We start from the raw sequence: 23,657 nt of genomic DNA, 5'->3' as shown, positions 1-23,657 counted from the left end.
ATAGCCCAAATGATGAGCGAAAAAACACAACCGGACGAGTTCATCTCGCTGAACCGGCCGGCATCGACGCAGCTAACTTTCCGTTTGACCAATTATATTTTACAGTCTATCTTAGACTAACAAGTACATTTCGATAAACGACATGACGCTATCGACTGAACATTCCGAGTTGCCCAGCCTCTCGCCGGGCGCCTCGCATCGCCTGTTGAAACACAACTTCGAGGGCGCGTCGGATGGGTCCGCTGGTTCGGTTGGGTCGCACCTCAGTGCTTATATACAAGCGGGTTTGCATGCTGACGAGTTGCCCGGGCTGCTGGTGATCCAGCATCTGCTTGAGGCATTGGTCCTGCTGGATAATGCAGGCCGCATTCGCGGACGGATCGTCGTGAGGCCGTTCGCCAACCCTGTTGGTCTGGGTCAGCGTGTGTTCGGCGCGCATGCCGGACGCTTCAATCTCGACAACGGCGAAAACTTCAACCGCCGTTTTCCCAATCTGACCAGCCGGGTGGAAACGGCGCTGGCTACTCGCGATATCGGCCATAACGACGTCAAGCGCGCGAAGGCATTGTTCGCCGATGTGGCGACAGAAATAGCGCCGCTCGACCCCGTCGCGGCCATGAAGGCAGCGCTCCTGACTGAAGCGTTGCAGCACGACATCGTGCTTGACCTGCATTGCGATACGGACGGCATCCTCCACCTGTACAGCAATCGCAGCCAGCGCGCACAAGCTGTCGCACTGGCTCGATGCATGCAGATCAAGGCCGTGTTTCTTGAGGATGTCGCGGGCGGAACTCCGTTCGACGAAGCCATCGCACAATGCTGGTCGGTGCTTAAAAAAGCAGGCGTGATCGATGATGAACACGCCGCGTTTTGCACGTCGATCGAACTTCGGGGGCAGGCTGATGTGTCAGACGATTTCGCACGTGCCGATGCCCAGGGCATTTTGCAATACCTCGCTTTGCGCGGCCTTATTGATGTCGATACTGACAACCACGACCATGTACGCCCGCTCGCTGAGCACGAGGTGATGGTGTGCCCGCTCGAAGGCGTGTCGCATGTGCCGGCACCCGTCGGCGGTCTTGTCTCCTATAAGAAGCGGCCCGGCGATGCGGTCAAAACCGGTGAGCTCATTGCCGAGATTATTCCGCTGCATGGCGTTATTGGCGCGGCGCGTCATCCGGTCTTCAGCGACGTCGATGGCTTGGTGGTCGTGCAGCAATACATGAAGCTCGTGCGGCCCGGCCAACGGGTCGCCTTGCTCGCGGGCAAAGAGCCGCTGCCTCATAGAAAACCGGGTCAATTGCTCAACGACTTTTAGCGGCATCAAGGTTGGCCACGTTTTCTCCTGGACCTTTTCATTCTTTAAATACGCGGAAGTGAGGATAGTCATGAGGCAAAATGCGTTAAGTGCCATGCTCGCGGTTGCGCTATGTGCGGCGGCGTCCATGTCGGTATCGGTGCGGGTCCAGGCCAAGGAGATTTCGACCATCCGCTTCGGCGTGGAAGCGTCCTACCCGCCGTTCGAATCGAAGACAGCGGACGGCAAGCTGCAAGGCTTCGACATCGATCTCGGCAACGCCCTGTGTGCGCAGTTGAAAGCGAAATGCGTGTGGGTGGAGAATGCGTTCGATGGCCTGATACCCGCGCTGCAAGCACGCAAGTTCGACGCTATAGATTCAGCGATGAACATCAACGCAAAGCGCAGCGAGCAGATCGATTTCACCCAGCCGCTTTACCGAACGCCGGCGCAACTGGTGGCACGCACGGGCAGCACTTTGCAGCCCACGGCGGCATCGCTGGCATCGCATAAGGTAGGCGTGCTGCAGGGCTCGATCCAGGAGCAATACGCGAAGGAAGCGTGGGCTGCGAAGGGCGTGGATGTAGTCAGCTATCAAACCCAGGACCTGGTCTACGCCGACCTGGCCGCGGGACGGCTGGACGCGACCTTCGTTGATGCGACTGCCGCGAGCCTCGGCTTCCTGAACCAGCCCACAGGCAAAGGTTTTGCATTCGCGGGGCCGGCGGTCAAGGACGCAAAGGTCATTGGCACAGGGGTGGGTATCGGCGTGCGCAAGGGTGACAAGGAACTGGTCGACGCGCTCAACGGCGCGTTCGTGGAGCTGAAGCGCAACGGCACTTACCAAACGCTGTTGAAGAAATATTTTACGGTCGATCTCGCGGTCGACTAAGCCGCACGTGCGGAACATCGCACGACTGTTCCGCACGAATCAATATCGAACAATGACCAAAGCACGTAACCCGAAAATAGCTTCTGGACAAGCTTCTGAGCTCTTAGTGAAGCCGCCGCCCAAGCGAGCGGTCAAGCGCAGCGAGCCACAACCGTCGGCCGAGTTGCTCGGTCGCTACAGCGCCATCGCTGACGGTATCGTCCTGTTGTTTCCGCCGTACACGGAGGTCGTTATCCACGACCTCAACACGCAAACCGTGGTGCATGTGGCCAACAACCAGTCAAAACGCGAACTGGGAGACGAATCATCGCTCGACGACATCGAGTTCGATCCCGATGAAAGCGTGATCGGCCCGTATGAAAAATTGGGCTGGGACGGCCGCAAGATTCGCTCGGTCAGTATTGTCGTGCGCAGTGACGAGGGTCAGGCAATTGGCGTCATGTGCATCAATTTTCATATTGCGGCGCTGGAGCAGGCAAGGCAGGCACTTGACCTGCTCCTCTCCAGCACCGCGCTCCAGCCGCAGCCCGAGAAGCTGTTCCAGGACGACTGGCAGGAGCGCGTGAACATCTTTCTCAATCACTGGCTGCAGGAACGCAAGCTGGCGTTGTCCATGCTGACGCGCGAGCATAAGCGGGCGCTCATAGAAGCATTGCATGAGGAAGGCGCATTCAAGGGCAAGAGTGCGGCTAACTACGTGGCGAAGGTGCTGTCGATCGGCCGCGCCACGGTGTTCAATTACCTGAAGGAACTGAGGGGCAACGAGTGACGAATGATCTGTTTCAGCACATTGAGGAAGCGCATCGCGCTATTCGGCCGCAAGTGAGCGTGACACCGCTTGCGTTCAGTCCGATGTTGTCGAAGGCAACCGGATGCGAGGTATACCTGAAGTGCGAGCATCTGCAGCATACCGGCTCGTTCAAGTTTCGCGGCGCGACCAACAAGCTCCGCCTGCTCGATGCAGATGCGCGCCGCAACGGCGTGCTCACGGTATCGAGCGGCAATCATGGTCAGGGCGTGGCGCTCGCGGGCAAGCTCGCGGGCGTGCCCGTCACGGTCTACGCGTCCACATCCGCAGCGGCGATCAAGCTCGACGCTATTCGAGCGCTCGGCGCCGAGGTCATCACGCTAAACGATACAACCCTGGCCGTCGAACTGGAAGCCGCCCGGCAGGCAAAGCTCAAGGGCATGGCATTCGTGTCGCCGTATAACGACCTGGATGTCATAGCCGGTCAGGGCACGATCGGCATGGAACTGCATGAGCAAGCAAGCGATCTTGCTGCCGTATTCGCTTCGGTAGGCGGCGGCGGGCTGATTTCCGGCATTGGCACGGCAGTCAAGACGCTGAGTCCGAAAACCGATGTGATCGGCTGCTGGCCGGCGAATTCGACCGCTTTGTATAGTTCGTTGAAAGCAGGAAAAATCATGGACGTTGAGGAAACCGAAACGATTTCTGACGGTACTGCCGGTGGTGTCGAACCCGGCTCCGTGACCTTCGATATTGCCCGGGAGATCATGACCGGCACGTCCCTGGTAACGGAGGAAGAAATCAAGGCGGCCATGAAACTGCTTGCGCAAACAGACCGCTGGATGGTGGAAGGCGCGGCCGGCGTCGCGTTGGCGTCAATGCTGCAGCTTAGCCACCAGTACCAAGGCGGTGCGGTAGCCGTGGTGCTGTGCGGACGCAACATCATGCTCAATAAATTCATCGAGGCTGTTAAGTGAAAATCTGGACGAAAGACGAGATCATCGCGCGCTTCAATATGGAACGCGCGGTGCGCATGATTGAAGAAGGTTTTGTGGCCTACTCCCGCAAGACCGTGCAGGTGCCGCCGGTTCAAAACTTCCAGTTCGATGCGGTCAACGGCGATTGTTGTGTCAAGTCTGCTTATGTCGACGGCGCAGCAGCTTTCGCGGTCAAGGTGTCTACGGGCTTCTACGATAACCCCAAGCAAGGCTTGCCGAGCAACAACGGGCTGATCATGCTTTTTTCCGCCACGACAGGTGAACCGGTCGCGCTGTTGCAGGATGAAGGCTGGCTCACCTGCGTGCGTACCGCGCTCGCCGGACAACTCGCGGCACGTTTGCTTGCACCGCGCGAGGTGCACGGAATCGGCATCATCGGCAGTGGTGAGCAGGCGCGATTGCAGCTTGAATATCTGCAGCCGGTGACTGACTGCAGGGACATATTCGTGTGGGGACCGACCGCGAAAAATCGCGGACTATTCGTGGAAGAGATGTCGGAACGCGGCTTCAATGTGCGGGCGATGGACTCCGCGGAAGCCGTTGCGGCGCACGCCAACCTGATCGTAACCACGACGCCATCACGCGGACCCTTGCTGCGTTCGGACTGGATCCGCAACGGCACGCATATCACTGCAGTCGGCGCCGACGGCGCGGGCAAGCAGGAACTCGATCCGGCAATCGTTGCCCGGGCCGGGGTGATCGTGGTGGACTCAATCGATCAATGCAGCAAATACGGCGAGATCTCGCATGCGTTGGCTGCCGGGCTGATTCAACCCGCGCAGTTGCTTGAACTCGGCGCACTGCTGGACGCCGGCCAGCGCGCGCGCAACGATACCGACTCTGCCCAGATCACGGTGGCCGACCTCACCGGCGTGGCAGTGCAGGACGTGCAGATTGCGGGTAGCTTGGGGATTTGAACGTTTTTGACGGCTCGCAATTTCAGCGCGGTCACGGCGCTTGCCGCGATCAACCCGCCGCGCTGAAACTCATGCCGTAGTACGGCTGCGATAACGTCTTCGCCGAGCGTATGAGGTCTTCGAGCATCGCCGCGCGCTTGTTTGAATCAGTGTCGCGGCTGGTCATGAAACACAGCGCCGCCACCGCTTGTCCGTTTTTGTCGCGCACGGGCGCGGCCATGCAATATCGGAACGTGTGGGACAGGCCTTCCGTGCAGAAATATCCTTGTTGCACGGCGCGCTCGACATCGCCCAGGAATTCGGGCACTTCGATTCGCTTACCGTTGTCGAGCACGAAGTCTTCTTGCGGAATCAATGCGCGAATCTCGTCCGCGCTCAAGTGACCTAGCAGCAAGCGGCCGGATGCGGTCCATGGAATAGGGACTTTCACGCCTATGTCCGAACTGATGTTGAACGGACGCGAGCTGTTCTCCGACAGCACGACGGTGTACTTGTTCCCCTCCAGCATGCAGAGTTGCGCTGTTTCGTCGTGGCTCCGGACAAGGCCGAGGATGGCCTGGTGCGCGCGGCTGATCAGGTCGTTGTGGACCGCATAGTCGGACCCGTAGTAGTGCATCTCACGGCCAAAAAATACGCTGCCGTCCGCGCCCGCTTCCAGCCAACCGGCCTCGGTCAAAATTGTCACGAGTTCATAGATGCTTGAACGCGGCGCACCCGTTGCTTCGATCAGTTCGCGCATGGTCATGGGACGTCGCACGCTATGCAATTGCTTGAGGATGGAGACGACCCGGTCGACACCCCTCGCCCTCGAAGATTCCGTTACAGACATGACTCGAACTCCGTCGGCAGTATGATTCGCTTGGCTTGTCTTTGTTTGGCGCGAGCCTGGCGCGTGAGCGCTTGCAAACGGCGGCTGCGCACCAGTCGCACTCAATGGTCGAGTACCCGGTGCAGGAACTGTTGCGTGCGCTCGTTTTGCGGGTTCACGAAGATCTGCTCAGGCGCGCCCTGTTCGGCTATCACGCCCTTGTCCATGAACACCACGCGATCCGCCGTCTTGCGCGCGAACCCCATTTCGTGCGTGACGACCACCATGGTCATGCCATCGCGCGCAAGGCCGCGCATGACCTCGGTGACTTCGCCGACGAGTTCCGGATCGAGCGCAGAGGTGGCTTCATCGAAGAACATGATGCCCGGCTCCACGGCGAGTGCGCGTGCAATGGCAACGCGCTGCTGCTGCCCGCCCGATAACTGGCTTGGATAATGATCCGCGCGATCGGCGAGACCGACGCGGTCCAGTGCCTCCATCGCACGCTTGCGTGCGTCCGCCGGATTCATCTTGCGTGCCTTGATCAAGGCCAGCGAAACATTCCCCAACGCGTTCTTGTGCGGAAACAAATTGAACTGCTGGAACACCATGCCTACATGACCCCGAATCTCGCGTGCGCGGCGCGCGTCGTGCAGCGGTACTTCGTTGACCCAGACCTCGCCCGCGTCAGCCGTTTCAAGACCGCTCATGATTCGCAACACGGTGCTCTTGCCCGAACCGGAGGCGCCGATCAGGACGAGTACTTCGCCCTGGCGCACTTCGAGATTGATCTGCTTGAGCACCTGGGTCGTGCCGAAGGACTTGGTGACGCCGCTCAAGTTGATGATAGGTTTGATGACGGACTCGGATGCAATGGCGGTATTCATGACAACAGGCTCCTTCTTCGATCATGGCGGCGCACCCACCGCGACAGGGGAAAGCACACGATGAAATACAGCACGGCAACCAGGCCATAGATCTCCACCGGCTTGCCGATCCGGTCGACAATCGCCTGGCCTTGATGCATCAGTTCCGACATGCCGATCATGCTGACAATCGATGTATCCTTGATGAGGGACAGGTACTGACCGATCAATGGCGGCAGCACGATCTTTCCCGTCTGCGGCAGGATCACCGAGAAAAAAGCCTGCGTCTTGCTAAGCCCAAGGATCTGGGAGACTTCCCACTGCCCCTTCTGGACCGACTCGATTCCCGAGCGGAAAACCTCCGCGATATAGGCACCTTGGTACACGCTGAGCCCGATCACGCCGGCGGCGAATACGTCGATCGCGTAACCAAAGTACGACACGCCGAAGTAGATGAACATCAGCGTGATCAGGACCGGTGTGCCGCGAAAGAGCTCGGTATAAAGCCTCGCGAGACGAGGGCTACCCCAGGGTCCGAAGGTTCGTAAAACAGCCGCCAGCAGCCCCACAAGCGTACCGCCCACTATTGCCGCTACTGAGAGAATCAGCGTGGTTAGAAGACCTTGAAGCAGGATGGGAAGGCTGGACGTCAACAGGTCGCTTGTCATGGTCACTCTCCGGTTCCAGCGCTCACGCGGCGCCTCATGAACAATGGCCGGCGCGCGCGTTTTGCCAGTACGAGCGGTGGATGAAACAGCCTCGCGCCGATCATCCCGGCGACCCACGACAAGAAGTTGCTCAGTACCAAATATGCAATCAGCGTAATCGTGAACGTCTGGATGTACAGCAACGTGCGCGCATTGATCACGGTCGCCATGCCGGTCAGCTCCGGCAGCGCGATAGCCGATAGCAGCGACGTCCCTAGCAGAAGCTGGATCAGGTTGTTCACGATCGCGGGATAAACCGCCCGCGCGGCCTGCGGCATGACCACCTCAGTGAAGATCTGCGAACGCTCCAGCCCGAGAATAGAAGCTGCTTCCAGTTGACCACGCGGCACGGACTGAATACCCGCCCTGAACACTTCGGCGAGGTAGGCACCCACGTTAACGCCGAGCGCGATCACGCCGGCCGTGTAGGCATCGAGCGTGATGCCCATTGATGGCAGGCCGAAGAAAACAATGAAGATTTGCAGCAGCACCGGCGTGTTGCGGATCACTTCGATATAACAACTCGATATCGCGCGCAGCACCGCGACGCGCGACGTGCTGGCCAGTGCAGCCAGCAGGCCGAGCAGCATCGCGACGACGAAGGCTAGCAGTGTGACCTGAAGCGTCAGCCACGCCGCCCTGACAAAGTCGTTCAGATAGCCCGACAGGGTCACCCATTGATAGCTCATTGCTCCTCCGTCGTCAGCCTTGCGCGATGCTTGCCGCGTGGCATTGAGTACTGTGGCATCAGTACCGTGGCTTTAGTGCTGCGGCTTAGTACTGCGGATTCAGCGGGAAACGCGGGTCAGCGCCAAACCACTTCTTGTAGAGCTGGGCATTCTGCTTCGACGCGTTGATCTGGAACAAGAACAGGTTCAGGTAATCGAGCCAGATCTGATCGCCCGCCTTCACGCCGAACGCGTTGTATTCAAGCGGAACCAGCGCTTCGTCGGTCACGGTCAAGTCGGGGTCGAGCGATGCCTGATATGCGAGGAAGTTATTGTCTTCGATCATCGCGTCGGCCTGGCCTTGCTTTACCGCGAGAATGGCGGCCTGCGAACTGTCGAATTCCTGGATCTTCACCTGCATGTTCAGCGCCCGGACTTCGTCGCCATTCGTCGATCCCTTGACGGTAGCTATGGTGCGGTTGGACATGTCCTTGATCGACTTGATACCGCTGCTCTTCTTGACGAGCAGCGCCTCGCTGGCCACTACATAGGGATTCGTAAAGCTGATTTCCTTGGCCCGTTCCAGATTGCGCGTGAAGTTGCAGAACACCACGTCGACCTTGCTGGTCTGCAGGTTTGGAATACGGTTGGCGCTCGTCGTATTGACCACTTCCAGCTTCACGCCCATTTGCTTTGCGAGCTCTTTCGCCAGATCGACGTCGTAACCGTCGGCGGCACCGTCCTTGTTATAAAAACCGAAGGGCGCGAAGCTCAGGCAGTCGCCGACACGCAGTGTGCCGCGCTGCAGGACCGCCTTTAGCGTGGACTCAGCCGAACCATCTTGAGCGGGCGTGGCGACCTTCGTACAGCCAACTAGCGTCAACAGACCGGCCACCGCGAGTGAACAGGCGATACGTGCGCTTATTTTGACAAGTCTCATTTGGGTCTCAGCCTTGAAAGTGAAAATGTCAGTTCAGGGACAACGGCGGCGACCAGAGAGGACCCTGGATTCAACGCCCTCACTGTGCGGGCGCAAGGGCCTGCATATAACGATATTGCGCACGGCTCGGTGCCGCGTGAAAGCGCGGCCAAGCCGGGTAGAGCGAGTTGTACCGCGTGTCTGATATATCGGAATCATGTCCGGCACAGCAGATGAACGAAGTCTTTCACAGAAAAAAACACGTGGCAATGGGGAATCGCGCTGATTTGGAGCGGCGGTTTTGAGCGTCTGGATCCGGCCTTTTGGTTCGATTACTGACGCCGTAAGCGTTGCGAATGCTCGTTGCGCAGAGCTTGATATGGGGAGGTTTGCCAGGTCTAGGCAAGGGAGATGGGCTGGGTGAACCTGGGGTTAGCGGGACGTGGAGTTGGCGGTCGGGTTCAAGCCGGGTTGCACGGGTTCTGCGTTAGCGGTCGGGTTCATTGCCGGGTTGCTGCTTTCCAGGTCTTCGCGGGTTTTACGTTAGCTGTTTTCTTTATCACTATTAGCCACTGCGCGTGGCGGCGCGTCATTTCTTTGTCCAAAGCGACAAAGAAACGAAGCAAAGAAAGCGCTTTTAACAGCTCTACCCTAAGTGTCCACAGCGTGCAGTTCCATTTCATGGGTGCCCCAAAAGCACGGTGCTCGCCAGAGCCACGGATGTGTGAACCCCTCTTTCTCCGAACACAGATACCCCACGCTTCGCCACCAGTGAGTGAACCTGCCCGAAGAGCACCCCGCGCTATCCGCGTGAACCAACCTCCGAATTTGTACGCACGACGAACCACGTCGCCAACCGACCTCCGAACCGGGCCACGCAGACGCATGCCTTTACCCGCTAAAATAAATGGGCTGGCCAAGTAGCTAACCCACGAAAAATCGTAGCGGCAAGAACGCGTGTAGCCGTGCTGATCCGTGGAACACGGGTGCTTGCCCGAGAGCGTACGGGGCGAAGCGTTTTACTGTCAGGATTCGCGAGAAGGAGGGGTTCACACATCCTAAGCTCTGGCGAGCACCGTGCTTTTGGGGCACCCATGAATCAAAACTGCACGCTGTGGACACTTAGGGTAGAGCTGTTAAAAGCGCTTTCTTTGCTTCGTTTCTTTGTCGCTTTGGACAAAGAAATGACGCGCCGCCACGCGCAGTGGCTAACAGTGATAAAGAAATCAGCTAACACTAAACGCGCGAAGACCTGGAAAGCAGCAACCCGGCATTGAATCAGAACCGCTAACGCCAAACCCGTGCAACCCGACATTGAACCAAACCATTAACCCTCGAACCACCCCATCCACCCCAAGTGCAAACGAAAACCAATTTCCTGATAGCCACAAAACCAAATCCAGAGAAAAATCATACGTAAAGCTAAAACTTCCAACAACTCCGCTAGCCTACTTAACCTCCGACACCTGCACTAACGCATCAATCGCAAGCGCATAACCCTTGACACCCAGACCCACGATAATCCCACGCGCTGCCGGCGAAATATACGAATGGTGACGAAACGATTCCCGCGCGTGGACATTAGAGATATGCAACTCGATCAGCGTGACGCTCGCGCCCTTAATGGCATCATGCAACGCGATCGACGTGTGTGTAAAAGCGCCCGGGTTCATCACAACGCCCAGCATGTTGCCCGCCGCTATCTCGCGACCCGCTTCATGAATCCAGTCGATCAGCACACCTTCGTGATTCGACTGCCGGCACTCCACCTCCACGCCGAGCCGATCACCGGCCTCCATGCAAAGCGCCTCGATCGTAGCAAGCGTGTCGGACCCATACTGCGCGGGTTCACGCTGGCCCAGCAGGTTCAGGTTAGGTCCGTTGAGAACGAGCACCTTCTTCATGACACCACCTCATCAATATTTGATCTGCGAAACCGCGCGCAGTTGCTCAGGCGTGGCCGTGCCGAAACCAAAAAATTCAAGGTAGGCCGGTATCATTTCGAAGAGCATGTCGGTACCGACCTGCACCGCACAGCCCTTCTCTTTGGCAGCGCGCAGCAACGGTGTGTATTCGGACTTCATGACGACCTCGCCAACGAACGTGCCGGACGAAATGCGGTCGATATCGAATGGCAACGGGTCGCCCTCGTTCATACCGAGCGGCGTTGCATTGACGACCACGTCGTAACCCGCAGGATCTTTGGACCCTGTCGTGACCACAAGCTGCGAATAGTGCTTGCGCAAGCGATCGGCGAGGGCTTCGACTGCCGGGGTGTTGGTATCGAAGAGAGCAAGGTCCGCGACGCCCGCCGCCGCCAGCGATGCCGCGATAGCCGAGCCCACGCCGCCGCTGCCAAGTACAAACGCACGCGCGCCCTTCAACGGCCGGCCCTTTCGTTCGACGCCTCGCGTGAACCCCGCACCATCGAACTGATCGCCGAGCAGCGTGCCGTCAGGGCGTCGAAGAATGGCGTTGCACGCGCCGGCGATGCGAGCCGTCGGTGTCAGTTCATCGACGAGCCTCGCCGTCGTGACCTTATGCGGCATGGTCACCAGCGCGCCGCGAATGTTGGTCAGCCGGAACAACGACGGCAGCACGTCTATGTAGTCTTCCGGCTTCACGCCCATCGGCATCACCACTGCGTCAATGCCGTTCTGCTCGAACCAGGGGTTATAGATCATGGGCGCCTTGAATCCCTCCGTCGGATAACCGAGGTGAGCAATCAGGGTGGTTTTTCCGCTAATCATGGTTGCATGCCTTAATAAGTTCGCCGCTCAGTCGGTCAAATCAATCGGCTAAATCAACGCGGCGTACATCGCCGACAATAAACACATAGGACAGCGCACCAATCAGCGCGGCTGCTCCGACGTAAGCCAACGCATAGGAGAACGAGCCGGTCTTCGCCACGATCACGCCGATCACAAGCGGCGTGACAATACCCGCAAGGTTCGCGCAGAAGTTGAAGATGCCGCCGGTCAGGCCCATCAGGTTCTTCGGCGCGATGTCCGAGATCAGCGTCCAGCCAAGTCCGACCATGCCTTGCCCGAAGAACGCGATAGAAAGGATGGTGATGACCATCGCGTCGCTGTTGACGAAGTTCGCCGAAATGATGGTCGATGCCCCCAGCAAACCGACGATAATCGGCAGCTTGCGGGCAATGTTGGCCGAGCCGGTTCGCTTGAGCAGAAGGTCGGACACCCAGCCGCCGAACATCACGCCGACCGCTGCCGCAAGGAACGGCATGACGGCGAAGAAACCCACTTTGAGCCAGCCCATGTGGCGCTCGGTCGCAAGATAAGTCGGGAACCAGGTCAGGAAAAAGACCAGCGTGGTATTGCCCGCGAACTGGCCGAGGCAAGCACCTGCGATCTGGCGGCGCTTGAGCAACCGGCCGACGTTACTCCATGAGAACGCCAGCGTTTGCTGTCCGCCGGGCGGCTCGAGTCCGCCGCCAGCGGCAATGTAGTCGAGCTCGGCTTGATTGACGGATTTCGAATCGCGCGGCTCGCGGTAAAAGATCCACCACACGATCCCGAACGTAATTCCGAGAACGCCGACTGCAATGAACAATGCACGCCAGCCGAAGTTGCCCATGATCCAGAACAGCGCCGGTGCGAAACACGCAAGTCCGAGGTATTCCCCCACCGTATAGATCCCGGTCGCGCGAGCCCGCTCGTGCTGCGGAAACCACGTGGCGACCACGCGGCTGTTGACAGGGAAACACGGCGCCTCGCTAACGCCCAGGCCAAAACGAAACAGCAGCAATGACTTGAGGCCAACGGCGAATCCCTGGAACAACGTAAAGAGCGACCAGAACGATAATGCAAGGAAGTACGTGACCTTGCTGCCGAAGCGATCGAGGAAGACGCCGCCGGGTATCTGTGCAAGCGCGTAGGTCCATGAAAACGCGGAGAAGACAATCCCCATCACGGCCGCGTCGATACCGAGTTCCTTGGTCATCGTCGGCGCGGCAATACCGAGGACCGTACGGTCAAGGTAGTTGATCATGGTGCCCAAGGCGAGCAGCGCGAGGATCACGAAGCGCGTACGCGAGCGTGTGCGGACCGCGGCGCCGGCGTGCACCGCCGGGGATTTATGAACGTCTTGCATGAGGCGTCTCCTGACTCAAAGTAGAGATATACCCACCCTGCGAGTGTGTTTCGCGAGCGATGTTATTGGCGTGGTGATCCCGGCGGCGATCCTGGAGCATAAGCCCGCACAACATTGAAGCTCGCCGCGGTCGCCGGGTATTCACCAAGATAAGAGCGGCGGCGTGCGTAGCAAGCCTCGTATCAGAAGCGGTGAATGATACCCACCCCTGCCGCAAACTGGCTTGGCGACGAGGAAGGCGCGGACTGGAATCCATCGCCCAATGTCGCCGTTGCATTGATGATGCTGGATGCACCCGGCGTTCCCAGTGTCTTGCCCTTCGCGCGCTGGTACGCCTGCAATGCATACAAGCCGGTTCGTTTTGACAGCGAGTAATACTCGGACAAATTGAACTGGTGGTATTGGGCGACGCTGTCTATGCCGTTCGATTTCGTCGCGCGCGTGTAGCTGTATCCGGTCGCCAGATCGACCGCTGCCGCCGCGTGCCAGTGAAGCACGGCGCCGGCCGTGTTGAAGATCGCGGTATCGCGGAACAGCGAGTGAATACCGGGAATGTACTGCACATTCGAATAGACAGCGGACACGTCCCACGCGCTGTTGAACGTATAGCCGGTACCAACGGCGATCCGCTGTTGCGCCTGCGCCGTCTGGTACCCATTCGTCACCGCTGATACACCCGACTGCCCGCCAGAATTCGTGGTTGAGTCCGTTCCGAATGCGCCGCCGCCCGGCGTCGAGTTGTTGATGCGCGTGATGGCCGCTGCAATCCCGAACGGACCGTTGGCGTACTGGACCGCGCCACTCCAGGTTGAACCCTGGTTCACGCTGCCCGGCACACCCGCGAATGAATACGAGCCGCTGAACGTGAAGCCGTAGAGTTTCGGAGACGTATAGACCAGCGAGTTATTCGCGCGGTAGAGGGTGTCCAGTTCATCGAGATCGCCGGGATGAGCGCCGTAGAATCCGGTCAACCAGTTGGTCGGGCTATACGGCGAGAGCAGCGTGTAATAGGACGTGTACTGGCGTCCGGCCGTGAACGTGCCGTACGTAGGATTCGTTACTCCAACCCATGATTGCCGGCCGAATTCGGCGTTGGAGTACTGCTGCCCACCGGTCGCACTATTAAAACCCGACTCGAGCTGGAAGATCGCCTTGGTGCCGCCGCCGAGGTCCTCTGCCCCCTTCAGGCCAAAGCGGCTTCCCGCCCATACGCCCGACGACATCTTGATGTTGGAACGTCCGCCCTTGGTTGAACCCAGCGTGGTCTGGCTGCTTTGGTAAGTCATCGAGTTATCGACAATACCGTACAGCGTCACGCTGGTTTGTGCATGCGCCGTCGTGGCCATTGCTACTGTGATGACAACCGCGGCTCCCGCTTGTCTGGATTGCTTCATCTATGTCTCCTCCGATTCAATTGGTTGGGGTAGTGCTGCAAGTATTTTTAATCAGCTTTCCTAACCTATATCGCTAAGTGCCGATGGCAGTCGGAAGGTTCTGGTACTAAAGGAATTTTGATGTCGCCTGAATGTGCCGCTGTTTCGTTGTTAAATCAGCACGTCCTCAGAATAAAGTGATGTGCAAACGCGGGCAATGTTTTGGGCTTGAAAGAAATCGATTATCGAACGCAAACGTCCGATAATCGCACACTAATGGGGTTTGCACTGAGACTGGAAATCGCTCGCGCACAGAGTGGGCAGTGCCTCGCCGGCCGGACGGCGATCAAGCGGTTTAGTCAGACGCCTGAGTTGTTGTATCGGCGGAGATGCCGCTCACAAGAGCGAATACTCAAGCCTCCCGCGCCTTGCCGAGAGCAATCAAATTCCCTTCCCCGAATCCGTGATCGCCACGCCTCTCCACGATTTCGAAAAACATATCGCCGCGATCGCGTTGGATAAATGTCTGCAGGAAGAGCCGCGTGGTCCCGTCCGCGGCAATGGTCCCATCCACCAGGATGCCCCTCGAACGAAGCGCTTCGACGTCCAGTCCATGCCCGGGTAGACGTTCATCGAGTTGCTCGTAGTACCGTGCCGGCGGTTGCACGAAACGAATGGCTCGCGACCGCAGGATATCCACCGATGCGAAAATATCCTTCGCGACCAGCGCTATATGCTGGACGCCCTCGCCCGTGTGATCGGGCAGATAGTCCTGCATCAGGCCTGTGCGGTACGTCCCTTCCTCATACACAGGAATGCTCAACGTCTGGCAAGGTGACACGATCACAGGCAGATCCTGCGCCACCTTCCAGTCCGGATGTACTGCATGGATTTCCTTGAAATGAAGGACCTGCAGATAAAACTCGAGCCAGTCCGCCAGCCGCCCCGCTCCCACCGTCTGCGTGAAATGGTCGACCTTGCTCAACCCCGCATCGTTGGAATGGAGCGCCGTGCGCGTCTCCTGTGGGTCGAGCCAGGCGAAATCAATATCGTAGATGGACCGGGCCTTGTCGCTTGGCGCCTGCCGGCCTTCCCAATGGTCCACGAAGTAAATATGTGAATCGCCAATACCCTGGATCGCGGGTATCAACAATTCGTTCGGGCCAGTACGCTCGCCCTCGAAATCCCACGCCCCGGATTCAACGGCACGTTCGTGCGAAGTCTCCGCGTCGAACACCCTCAGCCCGATCGCGCAAATACCCACCCCATGATTTACCGCGAAGCGTGCCGCAAACGAATCGTCGTCGGCGTTTATAAGGAAATTCATGCTGCCCTGACGAAACAGGGTGACGTCCTTGCTCACATGGCGCGCCACTTGCGTAAAGCCAAGCTGCTCGAAGAGCGTCCGCAACCGCGCCGGGTCCGGGCTCGAAAATTCCACGAATTCAAGCCCGGCGACGCCCAGCGGATTGTCGCTGTCCTGCAGGGTTTGCGCCGAGGCAGCGCCAGGCAGGGAAGCATCGTTGGTCATCGGAAATCACCTCTGAGAAAGTCCGGTCCGTCTCTGTCTGTGCATTCGCGCGTCAGTCGTTGCACCTTGTCCTGCCGCGCTGACGTCGACACAGATTATCGTCTCCGGTAGCAAGGCGTCAAACTGTCGAGCACTACTCATGCCGGCAAACCACGGGCTCGGTCACGTCTTCCAGTCATCGCTCTTGATGGCGTCGCTGGGCATGGGCCGCGAGGCGAACCGGCGCGTTCACCGCGCCATAACCGTCGTAACCGCCCTTGCGTTGCACGACCTCCAGGAAAAACCGGTCCGCGAACTGCTCCGTGTAAACCTGGAAAAACTCGGCGCCCGCGTTGTCGCGGTCATACAGGATGCCGCCTTCACGCATATGTGCGATCTGGGCCGGATCGAAATCGTAGCGCACCTCGAGATCGTCGTAATAGTTGCGCGGAATGTGCAGAAGCGGCACACCCCGCTCGCGCAGTTCCGCGACGGCAGCGAAAATGTCGTCGGTCGCGAATGCAACGTGATTCAGCCCGGAACCGCGATAGGTCGACAGTGACTCCACAACGGCCGTATGCCGGTCCGCCGACGCGTTGAGCACGATCCGCACGGAACCGTCGCGGCTGCGCACTGCGCGGCTTCTCACGAGCCCGTAGGGGTCTGGCAACAGGACAGACGGCTCGGCATCGAAACCAAACGTCGCCTTGAAGAAAAGCACCCACGTATCCAACGTGTCGGCGGGCAGGTTCAGGCACACGTGGTCAATACGGCGAAGGGCATCGGCCCGATCCTGCTTGCCGGTATCGGTCAGGTTGAAGTCGGTTTCGTAGAGCGTGGGCTCGCCCGGCGCCTCATCGACGAAGTACTGCAAGCTGTTGTCGGGCGCCTGCACGCTCGGCACCACGCGCTCGTTGGGACCCACCTTGCCCGAAAAAGGCGCGTAGCCAAAAGCGGCCGCGCGCTCGAAGGCTTGCGCGGCGTTATCAACCCGATACGCCGACGCGCACACCGACAAGCCATGCGCCTGGTGAAACGCGCTCGCAAAGGAATCGGATTCGCCGTTCAGGAGAATGCACGCGTCGCCCTGGGCGTAAAGCGTGACATCCTTTGAACGATGCCGGCCAGCCGCGCGAAATCCCAAGCGCTCGAGCCATTGCGCAAGCGTTGAACCGCCGGCTGGATCGACAGCGAATTCGAGGAACTGGAACCCCGTATGTGTAGGCGCGGCTGGCGGATGGAACGAGGTCTCTTCAGACGCAGGTTGTAAAGCGCCCGCACATTGCTCTTCCAAAAACAGCAGCGAACGATAACCATCGACCGCCGTCGCAGCGTTCGGCGCCGCGCGAAAACCGTCATTGAAAATTTCCAATGACAGCGGCCCCGCGTATCCCGACGCCAGCACCTGACGCGTAAAGCCAGCCACATCGAGATCGCCTTGCCCCGGGAAACACCGGTAATGCCGGCTCCATTCAAGCACACTCATTGCCATCTTCGGTGCGTCCGCGATCTGCACGAACGCGATCCGGTCTGCTGGAATTCGAGCGATCTCATCGACTGAATCGCCGATGGAAAGCGTATGAAAACTGTCAAGAATCAAACCGAGGTTCGGATGATCGAGCGTGTCGACCAGCTGCCACGCATGTTTATAGGAGTTGACGTGGCGCCCCCAGGCAAGCGCTTCGTAACCCGCCATCACGCCTTCCGAGCGCGCGAGATCGGCGAACTGGCCGAGCTGATCCGCGATCAATGAGTCATCGCCGATTGTGTCCGCCGATGCGTTGCTGCACACCAGCACGCGATCCGTGCCGAGTTCATGCATCAGTTCGAACTTGCGCCGTGCGCGTTCAAGATTGCGTACCAGTCGTTCCGGCGATACCCCCTCGAAGTCGCGGAAGGGCTGGAACAGCATGATCTGGAGGCCGAGGTCGGCGCAGATGCGCCTGACGTCCGCGGGGGAGCCATCGAAATACAGCAAGTCGTTTTCAAAAATCTCGACGCCGTCGAACCCGGCGCGGCTGATGGCCTTGAGCTTCTCGACCAGCGTGCCGCTGATTGAAACGGTGGCAATTGAACGTAGCATCGTGAGTTCTCTTTCAACGGGCAGGCCATCGCCGAGATGCGAGGCATCGCCGTATTCCTGTAGCTATATCGGTTACCGGCGGGAGGCTAAAGCGCCGGTAAATGCAGCAGTTCCCGGGCCTGCGCCGCAGTTGCAACCGGACGGCCGTAGTCGCTGCACAGTGAGGCCACGCGGCTCACCAGCTGCGCGTTGCTCGTAGCAAGCGTGTCCTTGTCCCAGCGAATGTTGTCTTCGAGACCGGTACGGCAATGACCGCCCAGTTCAAGCGTCCAGTGGTTCACCTCAAGCTGGTGCCGGCCGATGCCCGCGGCGGTCCAGGTTGCATCGGGCAGCTCGGCGCGCAAGCGCTCGACTTCGAACGAGAGGATTTCGCGCTTGGCGGGTAATGCGTTCTTCACACCCATCACGAACTGGACATGAACGGGAGACGCCAGCAGCCCCTGCGCCACCAAATCCACAGTGCTATAGAGCATCGCCAGATCGAAGATTTCTATTTCAGGCTTGACCCCGTGATCCAGCATCGATTTCGCAAGCGAGCGTACGAAGTCAGGCGGGTTCTCGTAGACCGTGGTTGGAAAGTTGACCGAGCCCGTCGCGAGGGAAGCCATGTCCGGCGCCAAGTCGAGCATCGCGCCGCGCTGCTCGAAAGAACGTCCGCGTCCACCTGTTGAGAACTGGATGATGATGTCCGGGCAATGCTGCCGGATACCGTCCTGAAGCGCCTCGAAACGCGAGCGATCCGAGCTTGAATTCTCCTGCTCGTCGCGCACATGCAGATGCACGAGCGATGCGCCCGCTTCGTATGCCGCATGCGTGCTCTCGACCTGCTCGCTGATCGAAATAGGCACTGCCGGATTGTCCTTCTTGCGCGGCACGGAGCCCGTGATTGCAACCGAGATGATGCAAGGATCAGTCATGATTTTATTTCCATTAATGAGGGATGCGCGTCCATACGGAGAACTCAGCGCTTTATGCTCACGTCCGCTTCATGCCGCCGGCGACCAGCACGGAAATCAGGCAGCCAATAGCCAGGTACGCCGCAACCGGATGCCACGAACCGCCCGCGAAGCTCACCAGCGCCACGGCGATGAACGGCGTGAAGCCCCCGCCGACCACGCTCGCCACCTGATAACCCACGCCTGCGCCGCTGTATCGATACTCGGTGCCGAACAGTTCGGTGAACATCGGCTGCTGGACGCTCACCACCATGTCGTGCGCGATGTTCGCCAGCATCACCGAGAAGATCACGATCCAGACGGTCGAGCGGGCATCGAGTGCGAGGAAGAACGGAATGGCGCTGAGCATGCCGACGATCGCGCCGATCATGTAGATACGGCGGCGTCCAAAACGGTCGGCGAGAATCGCGAAACACGGAATGGTCAGGATGCTGACCGCGCCCACCAGCAAGCCGATGTTCAGGAAGAACTGGCGCGGCATGCCGAGGTTGGTCGTTGAGTAGCTGAGCGCAAATGCGGTGACGATGTACATCGTGAAGAGCTCGGCAAGGCGAAGCGCGATGATCAGCAAGAATGCTTTCGGATGCTGGCGCAACGCTTCGAAGATCGGCAGGCGCCCGGCGCGCTGCCCCTTCTCGATGACCTTCTTAACGAACTCTTGCGACTCTTCCATGCTCGATCGCACCCACAGTCCGATCAGGACCAGTACGACACTGAACACGAATGGAACGCGCCAGCCCCAGGTCTTGAAGGTGGCGTCGTCCATGGTCTGGCTGAGGATGGAGACAATGCCGGTTGCGAGCACCAGTCCCACACCGTAACCGACCTGCACGCCGCTGCTGTAGAACGCCTTCTTTTTGCCGGGCGCGCTTTCGACTGCCATCAGCGCCGCGCCGCCCCACTCGCCGCCGACCGCGAAGCCCTGGATCGCACGCAACGCAATGAGCAAGACCGGCGCCCACCAGCCAATGGTCGCGAACGTCGGCAGCAAGCCGATCATCGCGGTCGAGAGACCCATCATCATCACGGTCAGCACAAGCATGCGCTTGCGGCCCAACCGGTCGCCGTAGTGGCCGAACACGAAGCCACCCAGCGGACGAAACAAGAAGCCAACGCCGAAGGTCCCGAACGCGGCGAGCGTGCCCATTGCAGGGCTGACCTTCGGAAAGAACTCGGTGTTGAAAACGATCGCGGCAATGATGCCGTAGAGCAGGAAGTCATACCAGTCAACCACTGCACCGACAAAACTGCCAAGCGCCGCCTTGCGCGCCCGGCCCTTTTCCCGGTCGACGGCTGCAACGTCTGAAGGCTGGATAGCGATAGTCATTACGTTGTCTCTATGTGTATTGATATGGGTTGCAGGACGTGTCCGGCAGGTGAAAGCGCATGGCGCGCCGCGGTGAATGGAGCATAGGGCGGGGGCATCATCCAATCAATGCTTGCCGCAAAAATGAAAACGATTATCGAACGTGAATGTGCGATTAGCGATCGTTTTCGGGGTTAGCACTAAGCGGGGATACCGGTGATTTGCGGGTGATCCGGGGAGTCTGAACTGCGCCGCAGCGCGTCCGGCGTGATCAGGTCCAGCAGATATCCGTCGTCCGAACGAACGGACTTGGCAAGCTCCGGATAACCGAAAAACTCGAGATAAAGCGGCGTTTGCTGGATGAGCATATTGAAGCCGGGTTCTGCAATCAGTCCCCGTGAGCGCGCTGCGCGCAACAACGGCGTGGGCTGGTTTTTCATCAGGATGTCGCATACGACCGCGTCCTTCCGAATTGCGTCGACATCCACGGGAAGCGGATCGCTATCCTTCAAACCGAGTGGGGACGCATTGATGACCACGTCGTAATCATGCGGATCATTGGTCGGAACATCGCTAGCCTCGATATGGAAATCGCGCCTCAACATGGCGGCCAGATGCTGCGCTTTACCGTGGTCAGGATCGAAGAGCGTGAGCTTGGCCACACCGGCTGCGGCGAGCGCAGTCGCCACCGCCGACGCCGCGCCGCCAGCGCCCAGCATCAGTACCCGGCGGCCCGCGTAGGCCAGTCCTGCGCGGTCCATCAAGCCGATAAAACCAACGCCATCGAACAGGTCCCCTTCGAGTTCGCCGTCCGGATTGCGCCGGATCGCATTGACCGCATTCGCGGCCAGCGCAGCGCGGGAGCATCGGTCCACCGTCGCCGCCGCTGCCACCTTGTGCGGGATGGAGAGCGACACGCCGCCGACTGTCGGTGAAGCGAGAAGGCAACGCAGCGTTGCCGCAAGATGGCCTGCGGTGACACGCAGCGGCACCATCACGGCGTCGACTTCATGCCTCGAAAACACTGCGTTAAAGACCTCGGGCGCACGCACTTGATCGACGGGATCGGCGATGCAATAAAAAATCCGGGTCGTGCCGGTGATTCTCATGATGAGCCCCTTCGTTCCTTAAGCTAGTGGAACAAAGGATAAGGATTGCTCGTGTTTACACGAAGCAATGTTTCGAGAATCTGCGCGATAATCGCTCACACGTCACCACTGATCGCACGGAATGAGGGTTAATGCTTATGACTAAGCGACCGCCACTAGACAAGCGCGACTGGATCGCCGGACTTGAGAAAGGTTTGGCGGTACTCGAAGCATTCGACAGCGAGCACGCCCGCATGACCCCGACACAAGCAGGCGCCCGCACCGGCATGACCCGGACCGCGGCGCGCCGGCATTTGCTCACGCTGGAGAGTCTTGGTTATGTTGAAAGCGACGGCAAATTGTTCGGCCTGACGCCGCGCGTATTACGTGTTGGCTGGTCGTATTTCGATTCCGCGCGCTTGCCGAAACTGGTGCAGCCTTACTTGCAGCAACTGAGCGCCACACTTAACGAGTCGGTTTATATCAGCGTGCTCGATGAATGGGAGCTGGTCTTTATTGCGCGCAACGGGACCTCGCGGGTCATGACCACGGGGTTCGTCCTGGGTGCCCGCGTGCCTGCGCCGCTGACGTCACCAGGGGTCGTTCTCCTTGCGTACAAGCCCGACGAAGAAGCCGTTCACGAGTGGTTGAACACGACCGTGCTGACGCCGTTTACGCCTCATACGCTGACGAATACCGTGCGTCTTGCTGAGAAAATCCGGCAGGCCCGGGCCGATGGATTCGCCGTCATCGAACAGCAATTGCAGGTAGGTGTGCGAGGTATTGCGGTGCCCATGAAGGACCGGCATGGTGAGGTTGTGGCGGCGCTAAGCACAAACATGCCGATGGGCAGGGAGACCACGGAGGCGGCAATTAACCGGGTAGTACATCACTTGCAAGAGACCGCATTGGCAATGCTGAATGTGCTTTAGGGCCGCGGCTTTTTGCAACCGGAGTTCTTCGCTCGCGTCGTCCCCAGTACCATCGAAAGCCCGACGCAGCCCGCAAATAGAGCCGACACAATCGCAATGCTCACCTGATAAGCATGCGCATAGTCCGCAGCCGATGTCCCCGCGGACAGAACCGAAAAGAAAGCCCCGCTGATGGCAGTCGCGCCGAACGCCGACCCGATCTGCAACATGGACGTGACCATACTCGATGCAAGTCCCGCCTGCGCCGGGCCAACTTCCCCGATCACAATCCGCACGACCGACGGCAGCACAATGCCATGCCCCATGCCGGCGAGCAGCAGTCCCGCATAAAACAGCGGGCCCGGTTCAACCCCTAGGAACAGCGCCCCCCCGGACGCCGCAAATCCCGCAGCGAGCAATGCAAAGCCAATGACAAGGATCCGGTTGCCGACCCGTCGCACAAGCAACGGCGACAACAACGGTCCGAGAATTGAACCGGCTCCAAACGGGAAAATGGCGAAGCCCGCCGCAAGCGGCGAAAAATGCAAACCATTCTGCAGATAGATACCGTAAGTCAGGAAAAAAACGCTGTCGCAATAGAAACAAAAGGCCAGTATCAAGCCAATTGCAAAAACAGGATTCCTGAAGAGTTCAAGGTCGACAAGAGGATCGCCGCCTTTCAGTTTCAATCGATATTCCAGCAACAGGAACATAGCTAAAACCGGCACACTCGCCGCTAGTGCAATGAGCGTCCATGCCGGCCATCCTGCCTCGCGGCCCTGTGTCAGCGGATAGATCACCAGCCCCATGAACAGGGACAAAAGCACCAGGCCCATTACGTCGATACCCGCGCTTCTTTCCGGACGATTCTCCGGCACGAAACGCCATGCGCCGATCAAAGCCAGCACTCCGACCGGCAAGTTGATCAGGAAGATCGATTGCCAACCCAGGCCGAATGGACGCAGCGTGATCAGCGCGCCGCCGCCGATCTGCCCGACGACCGACGCAAAGCCATAGATGAATCCATACAGGCTCATGACTTTCGTCTGCTGCTCCTTGGGGAACACTGTCCTGATGGTGGCAAGGATCTGCGGCACCATCACCGATGCCGACGCGCCCTGAAGCAATCGCCCAATCACCAGGACCCTGCCGTCCGGCGCCCCGGCGCACAACGCCGACGACACCACGAAGCCCGCCATGCCGAGCATGAATATCCGCTTGCGTCCGAACATGTCGCCAAGTCGTCCACCCGTCACCAGGAAGACGGCGAAAGCAGCCGTGTACACGGACACGATCAGTTGCAGCTCCGCCGAACTCGCATGCAAGCCTGAGCGAATGGCCGGCAGTGCGAGATTCACGATGAAGTAATCGAGCGGTGACAGGAACGCGCCCGTGAGCAATACGAGCAATGCCAAGGCGCCGGTCCGGGTCGATGCCGAATGCATGCCGACAGACGCGTTCTGCACAATTTGATCTGAGTTCATGACTGTATAGTCA

At 59.1% G+C, this 23,657-nt stretch carries 21 protein-coding genes; 6 read left to right on the top strand and 15 right to left on the bottom strand.

Going from position 1 to position 23,657, the window contains the following annotated elements:
- Nucleotides 1-142 precede the first annotated feature (142 nt).
- From ACSQ83_RS18950 to ACSQ83_RS18930, 5 genes are all read left to right on the top strand, one after another.
- Nucleotides 143-1,318 carry a succinylglutamate desuccinylase/aspartoacylase family protein gene (locus ACSQ83_RS18950; protein WP_436229183.1) on the top strand — a complete coding sequence of 392 codons (1,176 nt, stop codon included), beginning with the start codon at nucleotides 143-145 and terminating at the stop codon, nucleotides 1,316-1,318.
- Nucleotides 1,319-1,388: 70 nt separating this feature from the next.
- Nucleotides 1,389-2,189, top strand: a complete 801-nt coding sequence (locus ACSQ83_RS18945; protein WP_436229182.1) for an ABC transporter substrate-binding protein — start codon at nucleotides 1,389-1,391, stop codon at nucleotides 2,187-2,189.
- 106 nt (nucleotides 2,190-2,295) lie between these two features.
- A complete protein-coding gene (locus ACSQ83_RS18940) occupies nucleotides 2,296-2,958 on the top strand; it encodes a helix-turn-helix transcriptional regulator (RefSeq protein WP_414970363.1) in 663 nt (220 codons plus the stop codon).
- Entirely contained in the window at nucleotides 2,955-3,914 is a 960-nt protein-coding gene (locus tag ACSQ83_RS18935; protein WP_436229181.1) for a threonine/serine dehydratase, read from the top strand. Before ACSQ83_RS18940 ends, ACSQ83_RS18935 begins: the two co-directional genes overlap by 4 nt.
- Nucleotides 3,911-4,852, top strand: coding sequence for an ornithine cyclodeaminase family protein (locus ACSQ83_RS18930; RefSeq protein ID WP_414955101.1), 942 nt, complete (start codon nucleotides 3,911-3,913; stop codon nucleotides 4,850-4,852). The genes ACSQ83_RS18935 and ACSQ83_RS18930 overlap by 4 nt, the downstream gene beginning before the upstream one ends.
- 49 nt (nucleotides 4,853-4,901) lie before the next feature.
- Here the strand turns inward: ACSQ83_RS18930 and ACSQ83_RS18925 are convergent, their stop codons facing one another.
- From ACSQ83_RS18925 to ACSQ83_RS18860, 14 genes are all read right to left on the bottom strand, one after another.
- Nucleotides 4,902-5,681, bottom strand: coding sequence for an IclR family transcriptional regulator (locus ACSQ83_RS18925; protein WP_414955100.1), 780 nt, complete (start codon nucleotides 5,679-5,681; stop codon nucleotides 4,902-4,904).
- A 101-nt stretch (nucleotides 5,682-5,782) separates the two neighbouring features.
- Nucleotides 5,783-6,547: an amino acid ABC transporter ATP-binding protein gene (locus ACSQ83_RS18920; RefSeq protein ID WP_414955099.1), complete on the bottom strand. Its 765-nt coding sequence runs from the start codon at nucleotides 6,545-6,547 to the stop codon at nucleotides 5,783-5,785.
- Nucleotides 6,544-7,194, bottom strand: a complete 651-nt coding sequence (locus ACSQ83_RS18915; RefSeq protein ID WP_436229180.1) for an amino acid ABC transporter permease — start codon at nucleotides 7,192-7,194, stop codon at nucleotides 6,544-6,546. The genes ACSQ83_RS18920 and ACSQ83_RS18915 overlap by 4 nt, the downstream gene beginning before the upstream one ends.
- Nucleotides 7,195-7,196: 2 nt before the next feature.
- Complete coding sequence (locus tag ACSQ83_RS18910; RefSeq protein ID WP_414955098.1) at nucleotides 7,197-7,922, bottom strand: amino acid ABC transporter permease; 726 nt, start codon at nucleotides 7,920-7,922, stop codon at nucleotides 7,197-7,199.
- 85 nt (nucleotides 7,923-8,007) lie between these two features.
- Nucleotides 8,008-8,841 carry an ABC transporter substrate-binding protein gene (locus tag ACSQ83_RS18905; RefSeq protein WP_414955097.1) on the bottom strand — a complete coding sequence of 278 codons (834 nt, stop codon included), beginning with the start codon at nucleotides 8,839-8,841 and terminating at the stop codon, nucleotides 8,008-8,010.
- 1,427 nt (nucleotides 8,842-10,268) lie between these two features.
- The gene (gene aroQ, locus ACSQ83_RS18900) at nucleotides 10,269-10,724 is read right to left on the bottom strand and encodes a type II 3-dehydroquinate dehydratase (RefSeq protein ID WP_414952934.1); all 456 of its coding nucleotides are present in this window, start codon (nucleotides 10,722-10,724) and stop codon (nucleotides 10,269-10,271) included.
- Nucleotides 10,725-10,736: 12 nt separating this feature from the next.
- Nucleotides 10,737-11,570: a shikimate dehydrogenase family protein gene (locus ACSQ83_RS18895; RefSeq protein WP_414952935.1), complete on the bottom strand. Its 834-nt coding sequence runs from the start codon at nucleotides 11,568-11,570 to the stop codon at nucleotides 10,737-10,739.
- A 40-nt stretch (nucleotides 11,571-11,610) separates the two neighbouring features.
- A complete protein-coding gene (locus ACSQ83_RS18890; RefSeq protein ID WP_436229179.1) occupies nucleotides 11,611-12,933 on the bottom strand; it encodes an MFS transporter in 1,323 nt (440 codons plus the stop codon).
- Nucleotides 12,934-13,115: 182 nt separating this feature from the next.
- Nucleotides 13,116-14,327: a porin gene (locus ACSQ83_RS18885; RefSeq protein WP_436229178.1), complete on the bottom strand. Its 1,212-nt coding sequence runs from the start codon at nucleotides 14,325-14,327 to the stop codon at nucleotides 13,116-13,118.
- A 391-nt stretch (nucleotides 14,328-14,718) separates the two neighbouring features.
- Nucleotides 14,719-15,837 (bottom strand): 4-hydroxyphenylpyruvate dioxygenase family protein, encoded by a 1,119-nt coding sequence (locus ACSQ83_RS18880; protein ID WP_436229177.1) that lies wholly within the window; start codon nucleotides 15,835-15,837, stop codon nucleotides 14,719-14,721.
- 175 nt (nucleotides 15,838-16,012) lie between these two features.
- Nucleotides 16,013-17,899, bottom strand: coding sequence for a bifunctional sugar phosphate isomerase/epimerase/4-hydroxyphenylpyruvate dioxygenase family protein (locus tag ACSQ83_RS18875; protein WP_436229176.1), 1,887 nt, complete (start codon nucleotides 17,897-17,899; stop codon nucleotides 16,013-16,015).
- Nucleotides 17,900-17,985: 86 nt separating this feature from the next.
- Nucleotides 17,986-18,816, bottom strand: coding sequence for a 3-keto-5-aminohexanoate cleavage protein (locus ACSQ83_RS18870; protein WP_414952940.1), 831 nt, complete (start codon nucleotides 18,814-18,816; stop codon nucleotides 17,986-17,988).
- A 58-nt stretch (nucleotides 18,817-18,874) separates the two neighbouring features.
- On the bottom strand, nucleotides 18,875-20,182 hold the full coding sequence (gene shiA, locus ACSQ83_RS18865) for a shikimate transporter (RefSeq protein ID WP_414952941.1): 1,308 nt from the start codon (nucleotides 20,180-20,182) through the stop codon (nucleotides 18,875-18,877).
- A gap of 179 nt (nucleotides 20,183-20,361) precedes the next feature.
- Complete coding sequence (locus ACSQ83_RS18860) at nucleotides 20,362-21,270, bottom strand: shikimate dehydrogenase family protein (RefSeq protein WP_436229175.1); 909 nt, start codon at nucleotides 21,268-21,270, stop codon at nucleotides 20,362-20,364.
- A 137-nt stretch (nucleotides 21,271-21,407) separates the two neighbouring features.
- Between ACSQ83_RS18860 and ACSQ83_RS18855 the strand changes: the two genes are divergently transcribed.
- Complete coding sequence (locus ACSQ83_RS18855; RefSeq protein WP_414952943.1) at nucleotides 21,408-22,181, top strand: IclR family transcriptional regulator domain-containing protein; 774 nt, start codon at nucleotides 21,408-21,410, stop codon at nucleotides 22,179-22,181.
- Here the strand turns inward: ACSQ83_RS18855 and ACSQ83_RS18850 are convergent.
- A complete protein-coding gene (locus tag ACSQ83_RS18850; protein ID WP_436229174.1) occupies nucleotides 22,178-23,644 on the bottom strand; it encodes an MFS transporter in 1,467 nt (488 codons plus the stop codon). The genes ACSQ83_RS18855 and ACSQ83_RS18850 overlap by 4 nt on opposite strands.
- Between the last annotated feature and the right edge of the window lie 13 nt (nucleotides 23,645-23,657).

The sequence above is a fragment of the Caballeronia sp. LjRoot29 genome (assembly GCF_964252755.1).
In the GTDB taxonomy this organism is placed as follows: domain Bacteria; phylum Pseudomonadota; class Gammaproteobacteria; order Burkholderiales; family Burkholderiaceae; genus Caballeronia.
This window is presented reverse-complemented; position numbering and strand designations above follow the sequence as displayed.

What these genes read in the sequence shown, in the direction of transcription:
- ACSQ83_RS18890 (WP_436229179.1), bottom strand. Translation starts at nt 12,933, where the DNA reads ATGCAAGACGTTCATAAATCCCCGGCGGTGCACGCCGGCGCCGCGGTC.
- ACSQ83_RS18855 (WP_414952943.1), top strand. Translation starts at nt 21,408, where the DNA reads ATGACTAAGCGACCGCCACTAGACAAGCGCGACTGGATCGCCGGACTT.
- ACSQ83_RS18950 (WP_436229183.1), top strand. Translation starts at nt 143, where the DNA reads ATGACGCTATCGACTGAACATTCCGAGTTGCCCAGCCTCTCGCCGGGC.
- aroQ (WP_414952934.1), bottom strand. Translation starts at nt 10,724, where the DNA reads ATGAAGAAGGTGCTCGTTCTCAACGGACCTAACCTGAACCTGCTGGGC.
- shiA (WP_414952941.1), bottom strand. Translation starts at nt 20,182, where the DNA reads ATGACTATCGCTATCCAGCCTTCAGACGTTGCAGCCGTCGACCGGGAA.
- ACSQ83_RS18850 (WP_436229174.1), bottom strand. Translation starts at nt 23,644, where the DNA reads ATGAACTCAGATCAAATTGTGCAGAACGCGTCTGTCGGCATGCATTCG.
- ACSQ83_RS18860 (WP_436229175.1), bottom strand. Translation starts at nt 21,270, where the DNA reads ATGAGAATCACCGGCACGACCCGGATTTTTTATTGCATCGCCGATCCC.
- ACSQ83_RS18895 (WP_414952935.1), bottom strand. Translation starts at nt 11,570, where the DNA reads ATGATTAGCGGAAAAACCACCCTGATTGCTCACCTCGGTTATCCGACG.
- ACSQ83_RS18875 (WP_436229176.1), bottom strand. Translation starts at nt 17,899, where the DNA reads ATGCTACGTTCAATTGCCACCGTTTCAATCAGCGGCACGCTGGTCGAG.
- ACSQ83_RS18880 (WP_436229177.1), bottom strand. Translation starts at nt 15,837, where the DNA reads ATGACCAACGATGCTTCCCTGCCTGGCGCTGCCTCGGCGCAAACCCTG.
- ACSQ83_RS18920 (WP_414955099.1), bottom strand. Translation starts at nt 6,547, where the DNA reads ATGAATACCGCCATTGCATCCGAGTCCGTCATCAAACCTATCATCAAC.
- ACSQ83_RS18945 (WP_436229182.1), top strand. Translation starts at nt 1,389, where the DNA reads ATGAGGCAAAATGCGTTAAGTGCCATGCTCGCGGTTGCGCTATGTGCG.
- ACSQ83_RS18910 (WP_414955098.1), bottom strand. Translation starts at nt 7,922, where the DNA reads ATGAGCTATCAATGGGTGACCCTGTCGGGCTATCTGAACGACTTTGTC.
- ACSQ83_RS18905 (WP_414955097.1), bottom strand. Translation starts at nt 8,841, where the DNA reads ATGAGACTTGTCAAAATAAGCGCACGTATCGCCTGTTCACTCGCGGTG.
- ACSQ83_RS18870 (WP_414952940.1), bottom strand. Translation starts at nt 18,816, where the DNA reads ATGACTGATCCTTGCATCATCTCGGTTGCAATCACGGGCTCCGTGCCG.
- ACSQ83_RS18925 (WP_414955100.1), bottom strand. Translation starts at nt 5,681, where the DNA reads ATGTCTGTAACGGAATCTTCGAGGGCGAGGGGTGTCGACCGGGTCGTC.
- ACSQ83_RS18885 (WP_436229178.1), bottom strand. Translation starts at nt 14,327, where the DNA reads ATGAAGCAATCCAGACAAGCGGGAGCCGCGGTTGTCATCACAGTAGCA.
- ACSQ83_RS18915 (WP_436229180.1), bottom strand. Translation starts at nt 7,194, where the DNA reads ATGACAAGCGACCTGTTGACGTCCAGCCTTCCCATCCTGCTTCAAGGT.